Source organism: Mesorhizobium sp. ES1-4 (assembly GCF_020164745.1).
Classification (GTDB): Bacteria; Pseudomonadota; Alphaproteobacteria; order Rhizobiales; family Rhizobiaceae; genus Mesorhizobium.
In genome coordinates this window covers 22,278-29,184 of record NZ_JAIUGV010000032.1, presented here as the reverse complement: position 1 = coordinate 29,184, position 6,907 = coordinate 22,278, and the positions used below count along the sequence as shown (strand labels likewise).

At 57.8% G+C, this 6,907-nt stretch carries 7 protein-coding genes and 2 pseudogenes; all 9 read right to left on the bottom strand.

Translation table 11 applies throughout. The features are described from left to right. Positions 1 to 41: 41 nt before the first annotated feature. Positions 42 to 245 (bottom strand): CCE_0567 family metalloprotein, encoded by a 204-nt coding sequence (locus LB556_RS30980; protein ID WP_063169367.1) that lies wholly within the window; start codon positions 243 to 245, stop codon positions 42 to 44. Positions 246 to 291: 46 nt separating this feature from the next. Beyond that, positions 292 to 728, bottom strand: a pseudogene (locus tag LB556_RS30975) (DUF269 domain-containing protein). Between the two features lie 324 nt (positions 729 to 1,052). Beyond that, a complete protein-coding gene (locus tag LB556_RS30970) occupies positions 1,053 to 2,210 on the bottom strand; it encodes a TlpA disulfide reductase family protein (protein ID WP_063170386.1) in 1,158 nt (385 codons plus the stop codon). A 599-nt stretch (positions 2,211 to 2,809) separates the two neighbouring features. Next, positions 2,810 to 3,823, bottom strand: a complete 1,014-nt coding sequence (locus LB556_RS30965) for a 1-aminocyclopropane-1-carboxylate deaminase (protein WP_024505903.1) — start codon at positions 3,821 to 3,823, stop codon at positions 2,810 to 2,812. A 236-nt stretch (positions 3,824 to 4,059) separates the two neighbouring features. Then, positions 4,060 to 4,251 carry an exopolysaccharide production repressor protein gene (locus tag LB556_RS30960; protein ID WP_127230899.1) on the bottom strand — a complete coding sequence of 64 codons (192 nt, stop codon included), beginning with the start codon at positions 4,249 to 4,251 and terminating at the stop codon, positions 4,060 to 4,062. A gap of 79 nt (positions 4,252 to 4,330) precedes the next feature. Continuing rightward, positions 4,331 to 4,646 (bottom strand): annotated as a pseudogene (fdxB, locus tag LB556_RS30955) (ferredoxin III, nif-specific). Then, positions 4,643 to 4,801, bottom strand: coding sequence for a CCE_0567 family metalloprotein (locus tag LB556_RS30950; protein WP_224571204.1), 159 nt, complete (start codon positions 4,799 to 4,801; stop codon positions 4,643 to 4,645). The pseudogene fdxB and the gene LB556_RS30950 overlap by 4 nt, the downstream one beginning before the upstream one ends. Before the next feature lie 90 nt (positions 4,802 to 4,891). Further along, the gene (locus tag LB556_RS30945; protein ID WP_224571203.1) at positions 4,892 to 5,335 is read right to left on the bottom strand and encodes a DUF269 domain-containing protein; all 444 of its coding nucleotides are present in this window, start codon (positions 5,333 to 5,335) and stop codon (positions 4,892 to 4,894) included. Between the two features lie 320 nt (positions 5,336 to 5,655). Continuing rightward, on the bottom strand, positions 5,656 to 6,801 hold the full coding sequence (locus tag LB556_RS30940) for a TlpA family protein disulfide reductase (RefSeq protein WP_063170388.1): 1,146 nt from the start codon (positions 6,799 to 6,801) through the stop codon (positions 5,656 to 5,658). Positions 6,802 to 6,907: the final 106 nt, after the last annotated feature.

Here is a 6,907-nt window from a genome sequence, read left to right as displayed (position 1 = left end):
CGGCATCCAAATGGAGCCGTCACGGGTGGTGAATGTGCGCATCATCCTAAATTCTTCATTGAAGCGAGTTCTCTCTTGGCAACATCCAACTCGGCATAAACGGCTTGGGTTTTCTCGGCGACTTCCTGTATGTCGGCCCACTTGCCCGGCAGACCCTCGACAAGGTCCTGCAATGCCATCTTGGCAATAGCTGCACGCAACTGGAGCTTTCGGACTTTCTTCCTCATCTTATCTAGGTCTGACATAGATCCTTCCTGGAACAATGGTTTTGTTGATGCGCTCCATCTCGGGCTAGGCTTCAATGGCTGCAGTCGCATCGTCGACCAGTTTCGTACCGGCCTCAGCAAGTTTGCGGAAAGTCTCGAAGCCGAACCGGTGGACGTCTCGACAGAACGCCCAACCGCTGGAAGCCCGCAGGGGCTTCATTCCAATTATTGGCGACGTCGACACGCCGGAGCGCTCCTCGATCGCAAGCGCTACGGCGGTGTAAACATGTCGAGCCTCCACAGCGCGTCAGGATCGGGATCGCCGCCAAAGGGTACCGCACGTTGCTGTTGCTTGGTGATGATGAACTCGGCCAGCAGCTCGGCATCCGAATGGCCTTCCCATAAGCCGAAGGAATCCTGAGTACGAATGAGCCGCAGGAGGCATTTGACGAACGGGGAAGCAAGGGCCTCGTCGTCATTGTTGACAGCAGGGCCAACCGGAGGAATTTCGTTGTTCGTCATTTCAGTCTTCGTCTTCGAGGTACGATTTCCTTTTCCTGCGATGCCCACTCCGGGTCCGCTTGCGTGGCCGACGAATGGCTTGGGCGGGCCAACCCCAAGAGTGCCCCGTGGCCGACCTCGACATGTCCACGAGTGCGAGACCTGCGGCGCGAATTCGCGGCGCACATCGTCTGCGCCGCGATCCGACCGGTGGTCAACGCAATTGAAATCCAACCTTCCGCAAGCCGCCGCCCTGCTGCATCGACATACTTGCTGCGAAGAGAGCTTCGATGGGCGGATTGGCCAGTGTTCAATTCCAATTGTCAGTCCCTTCGCGATTCTTGCTCAGGAAGTGACTTCGTTTTGAGTTTCGGGTGCCTTCTTTTGCGGAGCCACACAAAGATCCGCGTGACAGGCAGGCTCACCCGTGTAGTTGGCCAGTGCTTCGAGCAATGGGGTAAGATAGTACTGTTTGGTGTGGTCCGGAATTGGCCCCAGCCGGTCCACCGATTTCAGTGCCACCTCGATCAACTCGATTGCGCGATCTTTGTTGCCGCTCTCGTAATAATACTGAGCTACCGGGAGGTACCGGAGGTATTTAAACGGGCCATCGCCGTTCGGGGGATTGAGTGCCAGTATCTGTTCCGAGAGCTCGTTGCCCATCGCAAAGCGCTCCGCGCGCGGAAGATGGGAATTGTCCATCGTGGGATCGAAGAGTTGGTTGAGGGCCAAGGCCATCCACGACACCGCGTCGGACGTTTTGTCGATCGCGTCCTCGACCAATTCTCGCATGACCGGCATGCCGGTCTTGATGTCGCGCAGCTTGTGAAGCAGAAGATCCGCATGAATCTGCCGGAACTCACAAGAGTCTGGCATCAAGGCGAGGCCTTCTTCGATGGCCAAGAGCGCCGCCGTCCAATCCTCGGCCTGCATCGCCGGCTCAAGTTTGGCGTATATCGGCCCGGTAAGCGACATTTCGCGCGCTGCAAGTTGGTTATGCGCGATGCGCTTTGCATCGGCGGCTTTCGCTTCATAGCTGCTGCGCCAGCTGCCGTTAAGGACTTTCGGCAAAACGTCATCGAGTTCCGCCGGGTGGCCGATAAAAGCGATGTGGCCGTCGCGGTCGACCACGAACGAGGTGGGAATCCCAATCGAAGAGCTGGGATCCATCCAGAGCTTGTTCATTTCGCCAATGTAATCGAACCCGATACGATAATTCAGATTCGGGAACTCCTCGGTCAGCCAGGCATCCACGTTGGTCCGCGCCTCGTCTGCGGTAGGACCCTGTTCGCAGGCGGCAACTCCGACCGCCTCAAATCCGCTGCCTTCATATTTCTCCTGCAGTTCGATCAAATGGGGCATGGCGTCGACACATGGTCCGCACCAAGTCGCCCAAAACTCAACGAGGTAGACCTTGCCGGGCCGAAAGTTCGTGAGGGGCTCGCCACGCAGCCAGTTCTCCACTTTGATCGCAGGAGCCGGGGACCCCATACGCAGTTCCATCTTGGTGTCCAAAGTCATTCCACACCTTTCGTCTCTTTTGTCGCGGAATATTTTCCAGTCAAAATCGGACACGGTCTCGAGGGCATCGCTCCCTCTGGCTTGCTTCAGCGAAGCTCTCACCGTGTTGCCGCACATCAAGCTGCAACGGAGGTGCCAATTCCCTCAGCTCCGGTAAGCGGCGGGAAATGCTTTGAAATTCTCCACGAGGCCAAATGCGGCCGATTGTCGTGAACCCGACATGTCTTCTGCCGCTGTCGGGTTTCGCCCTATCACTCTTGAGAGCTTGGACGGCTCGCCTGTGATTAGACTGGCCTCGGCCCTCGAGCAGTGGCAGTTTGGCGCCAGTTCGAAAGCGCGAACTCGCCGGCTTGGTCCTCGTGCCGCCACCGCCGCGTGTGGATTCTTGCCCCGGAGTCAAAATTCGCCTCGCGGTTGCCAACGGCGGCATGCGCTCAATGCGCGTGGCGTTGAGCACCGACAGCACGTAATGGTACCAATTAGTGGATGCCCGTCGCTGCCTCCACTTCTCCAGCCAAGCGCTCGAACGACGCTACCTACCCACGTTCGAGCGCGACCGCGGAATCGCAGACTGCCGAACGTCAGCCGTTGCGAAAGGTGTAGCCGTACCCGTTGATCGCCGGTGCGCCGCCTAGATGTGCGTAGAGGACCCTCGATCCCTGTGGAAAGAAGCCCCTCTGGACGAGGTCGATCATCCCTTGCATCGATTTGCCCTCGTAAACGGGGTCCGTAATCATGCCCTCGAGCCGCGCGCACAAACGGATTGCCTCTTTGGTTTCCTCCGATGGAACGCCATAACCCGGGTACGCGTAGTCCATGAACAACACCACGTCTGCCTCGACAATTTCCGCTCCGAGGTGGACGAGCTTCGCTGTATTTTGGGCGATGCCAAGCACCTGCGCCTTGGTCTTGGCGGGCATGGCGGAGGCATCGATACCGATCACGTTGCGCTGTCGACCATCCTTGGCGAACCCGACGAGCATGCCGCCGTGGGTTGAACCAGTCACCGTACAGACGACGATATAGTCGAAGGCAAACCCAAGCTGCTCTTCCTGGGCACGCACCTCCTCAGCGAACCCCACATAGCCCAGGCCGCCGTATTTGTGGACAGAGGCGCCGGCAGGTATCGCATATGGCCTGCCGCCCCTTGCCTTGACTTCATAAAGTGCCTTTTCCCAGCTGCGGCGGATGCCGATGTCAAAGCCCTCGTCAACCAGGCGCACCTCTGCCCCCATGATGCGGCTCAAGAGGATATTGCCGACCCGGTCGTAGACAGCATCATCATGTGGGACCCAGCTCTCCTGGACCAGGAGGCATTTCATGCCGATCTTGGCGGCGACCGCAGCGACCATGCGCGTATGGTTGGACTGCACGCCACCGATTGTGACGAGCGTATCGGCATCTGACGCGATCGCGTCGGGCACAATGTATTCGAGCTTGCGCAGCTTGTTTCCGCCGAACGCGAGACCGGAGTTGCAGTCCTCGCGTTTGACGTAGATTTCCACCTTGTCGCCCAGATGCTTGCCGAGGCGGTCGAGCCTCTCGATCGGCGTGGGTCCAAAGGTGAGCGGATAACGTTCGAATTTTTCCAGCATGCTATCTCCAGCAAAAAAGTACCTGAACCTGCTACGCACCGGTCAGCCCAGGGGTATGGTCGCGTGTTAGCCGAACACAGATTCCCTATACGATCAGCTCAGTCATCAGAGGGTGACCAAAATTGGTGTGGGTCTGAGCACTGATCCTGTCATCCGCGCATCAAAGCAGCAGCACATGCTGGGCATTCGACCAAGCCGGGACACAGCTGAAAATTGCATTCCGCAGTTGATCAGAGTCAGACGACTGGTACCCGAGCTTTCCTGTAACCATCGGCATGCTGGCCCCTGTGGCGAGTTCCACGAGCGCGGCTAGAGGACTGCCAGATCAGAAAGAGCACGCGGCCGAAGTAGCCGGCCTGAAGCAGCAGCGAACAGGCCAGCGTCGTGACGACTGCCACACGGAGCGAATCCAAAGCGAAGTAAACCATCGACGCATTGCTGCACAGGACCAGCCCCACGAGCCGACAAAAAGATGAAGTGCACGCCGCTCCCCTGGTTTTCGCCAGATCATGTTGCGAGCTCGTCGGCCGGAACATGCGTCTGGCAGTTCTTGGGGCAGACGCGGCCGCAGGCTCCGCAGCCTATGCAGCGGCCGGCATCATCGACAACCATGATCATGCGATTGAGCTTGCCGTCGAAATCGTCGTCCTCGTCATCGCAGGGGCGAGGATTTCACCCGCATCATCAACGCCGTGAAGATGCATGACATCGCGCGAGCAGACCTTGAAACAACGGCAGCAGCCGATGCAGATTTGCTATCGATGGAGGTCAGGTACGGCGGCATCCAAATGGAGCCGTCACGGGTGGTGAATGTGCGCATCATCCTAAATTCTTCATTGAAGCGAGTTCTCTCTTGGCAACATCCAACTCGGCATAAACGGCTTGGGTTTTCTCGGCGACTTCCTGTATGTCGGCCCACTTGCCCGGCAGACCCTCGACGAGGTCCTGCAATGCCATCTTGGCAATAGCTGCACGCAACTGGAGCTTTCAGACTTTTTTCCTCATCCTATCTAGGTCTGACATAGATCCTTCCTGGAACAATGGTTTCTTGATGCGCTCCATCTCGGGCTAGGCTTCAATGGCTGCAGTCGCATCGTCGACCAGTTTCGTACCGGCCTCAGCAAGTTTGCGGAAAGTCTCGAAGCCGAACCGGTGGACGTCTCGACAGAACGCCCAACCGCCGGAAGCCCCCACGGGTTTCATTTCTATTGTCGGCGACGTCGACACGCCGGAGCGCTCCTCGATCGCAAGCGCTACGGCGGTGTAAAACATGTCGAGCCTCCACAGCGCGTCAGGATCGGGATCGCCGCCAAAGGGTACCGCACGTTGCTGTTGCTTGGTGATGATGAACTCGGCCAGCAGCTCGGCATCCGAATGGCCTTCCCATAAGCCGAAGGAATCCTGAGTACGAATGAGCCGCAGGAGGCATTTGACGAACGGGGAAGCAAGGGCCTCGTCGTCCCCGTGGACAGCAGGGCCAACCGGTTCATGAGGAATTTCGCTTTTCCCCAATTTCAGTACTCCTCTTGAAGGACGATCTCTTTTTCTGCGATGTGTGGTTCGGGCGCTTGCGTGGGCGGGGAATGGCTTGGGCGAGCCGATCCCACGCAACAGTGTCCCGTGGCCGACCTCGAGCACGTCCACCAATGCGAGACCTTTCACCGCGGCGCGAACGCCTGCGCCGCGGTTCGACCCGAGGTAAACGCAATGGAAATTCCACCTGCCGCAAGCCGCGCACTTTTGCGGCATCGACGTTATTGCTGCGAAGTGCGCCTGGGCGGGCGGATTTGCCGGTGTTCAATTCCAATTGTCATGCCCTTCGCGATCCTTGCTCAGGAAGTGACAGCGTTTTGAGTTTCGGAAGTCTTGTTTTGCGGAGCCACACAGAGACCCGCGTGACAGGCAGGCTCACCCGTGTAGTTGGCCAGGGCTTGGAGCAACGAGGTGAGGTAGCGCTGTTTGGTTTGGTCCGGCACTGGCTCCGAATGGTCCAGCGATTTGATTGCCACCTCGATCAACTCGATCGCCCGGTCCTTGTTGCCGCTCTCGTAATAATACTGAGCGACCGGAAAGTAACACCCGAATTTAAAGTCTCCATCGCCTTGCGGAGGATTAAGTTCCAGGATCTGTTCGGAGAGCTCCTTGCCCATCGCAAAGCGATCATCATGCGGAAGATGGGAGTTGTCGATCGTGGGATGGAAGAGTTGGTTCAGCGCCATCACCACCCAAGACATCGCTTCGAACTTTTTGTTGATCGCGTCCTCGACCAATTCGCGCATAAGCGGCAAGCCGGTTTTGATGTCGCGCAGCTTGTGAAGCAGAATATCCGCATGAACCCGCCGAAAATCAAAAGAGTCTGGCATCACGGCGAGGCCTTCTTCGATGGCCAATAGTGCCGCTGCCCAATCCTCGTCCTGCATCGCCGGCCCAAGTTTGGCGTATATCGGCTGACTCAGCGACGATTCGCGCACACGCGAGATTCGCTTTGCATCGACGGCTTTCGCTTCATAGCTGCTGCGCCAGCTGCCGTTAAGGACTTTCGGCAAAACGTCATCGAGAGGTGCCGGGTGGCCGATATAAGCGATGTGGCCGTCGCGGTCGACCACGAACGAGGTGGGAATCCCGAACGAAGAGCTGGGTTCCAGCCAGAGCTTTTTCATTTCGCCAGTGCAATCGAACGCTGTCCGATAATTCAGATTCGGGAACTTCTCGGTCAGCCAGGCATCCACGTTGGTCCGCGCTTCGTCCGCGGTTGCAGCCTTTTCGCAAGCTGCGACTCCGATAATCTCAAATCCGCTGTCTTTATATTTCTCCTGCAGTTCGATCAAATGGGGCATGGCGTGGACACATGGTCGGCACCAAGTCGCCCAAAATTCAACGAGGTAGACCTTGCCGGGCCGAAGGCTCGTGAGGGGCTCGCCACGCAGCCAGTTCTCCACTTTCAGCGCAGGAGCCGGGGACCCCATACGCAGTTCCATCTTGGTGTCCAAAGTCATTCCACACCTTTCGTCTCTTTTGTCGCGGAATATTTTCCAGTCAAAATCGGACACGGTCTCGAGGGCATTGCTCCCTCTCGCTTGCTTC